The organism is Acinetobacter sp. 228 (genome assembly GCF_048147885.1).
This window is the reverse complement of the sequence record NZ_JAYWYV010000256.1, coordinates 1-1,397: the sequence shown is the minus strand read 5'-3', so window position 1 is coordinate 1,397 and position 1,397 is coordinate 1. Positions and strand designations below refer to the sequence as shown.

At 41.7% G+C, this 1,397-nt stretch carries 3 protein-coding genes; all 3 read right to left on the bottom strand.

What is annotated here, in order from left to right:
• On the bottom strand, nucleotides 1-323 hold a 323-nt coding region (locus tag VXQ92_RS17955), incomplete at its 3' end, for a DUF2280 domain-containing protein (protein WP_416682721.1).
• Between the two features lie 60 nt (nucleotides 324-383).
• Nucleotides 384-1,025: a putative metallopeptidase gene (locus VXQ92_RS17950; RefSeq protein WP_289342916.1), complete on the bottom strand. Its 642-nt coding sequence runs from the start codon at nucleotides 1,023-1,025 to the stop codon at nucleotides 384-386.
• Nucleotides 994-1,397, bottom strand: a 404-nt coding sequence (locus tag VXQ92_RS17945; RefSeq protein WP_416682720.1) for a hypothetical protein, incomplete at its 5' end; no start/stop codon positions are given. The genes VXQ92_RS17945 and VXQ92_RS17950, both read right to left, overlap by 32 nt.

The window sequence follows — 1,397 nt, the reverse complement described above, 5'->3', positions numbered from 1 at the left end:
ACGATCTTAATTGTCATGGTCACGTTATTTTTTTTGGCAAAAAGCAAATCACTCAAGATTTTTAACTGAACAATGTCATTTGCACCACTTATGTTGTGAATCGGCTGTTTGAGATATTCCTCTCTTGTAGACTCGAATACTTCCTTGTACTCCTTTCTTAAGTCGCGCCCTGCCACCTTAGTCGGGTCATAAGCTTCAACTTGCTGAGGTGACACAGTGATGTTGAAAGTTTCCTTGATAGCCTTAACAACTTCAGTAGGTGTCATGAACTGCGCAAGAGACCGAACTATAAAGAGTTGCTCGGCTTTTTTAAGCTTCGCCATAATTCAAAATCCATCAAGGCTCATCAAGGAAACAAGGCAAAAAAAAATGAGCCGGATGGCTCAGTTAATTAGGCAAGTTCCACAGCACTTAGAAATATTTACATCAGATACAAACGGCGCTTGCTTCGCCACTTCAATAAGTCGCTTCACGTTCTCGTCTGCTCCCCATCGTTTAACTACGCCTACAAACTCTTCAACATCATGGCCAGCCAAATAATGTTTTGGTAATCCTGTCATTTCACTGTAAAGAGGTTCGCCATCTTCATCACGCTCAACGCCGATGTGATAAAGCTCATGTTCTATAAGCGCACAAAAATCTCGGTCCGTTGCTTGTTCGCAATAACTCGCATCAATTGTGATGAGATAAACCGGCACATAACCAAACCAATCACGCATTTGTTGTTCCTGGCGAGCCTTGCGCCAGCCACCGACATTGAACATAACTTTTTCACACTGGCCTGAAACCATTTGCTTTTTAACAGTGCAAGCCTGAGAAGCCCATGCAAATGCAATAAATTCCTCATTCTCATGAATCAATTCAGCAATATGATCATGATCAGGGTTATAGAGCTCACCACCAATAGTTAGATAATTTTTAATCACCCAATCCATAAGATCTGGTGCCGGTGTTAAGCGTGTAGCTTCTTCATCATCAGCCTGATCAATAAAATCAGTTGGTGGAAATGGTCTGATCTGTTCCATCTTCAAGTCTCTCTAATTTGGCTTTGATCATGTTGATGACGTATCCGGATAAAATTGCATCTGGATGGAAGCGCTCAATCTTATATCCCAACTCTTCAGCCTGATCGTATCTATCAAAGCTCCAAGCTTTATTAGCCAACTTGCCACCACGCCCACCAGACCAGGGACCGCCCTCAATTTCAATCAACAAACGTAATTTCACAATATGAAAATCAAAGCGCCAGTGTTTGGTATGTATCGGCTGAAACTTACTTTCAAAACCAATGGCCAACTCGATTAATTCTTCTTTTAGAGTTGCTTCGGCCTCTAAATAGTTTTGCTTGGCTTTTGGTAATGGTGTGCTCTTTGGCTTGGGTTTTCTTTCTTTTTTCC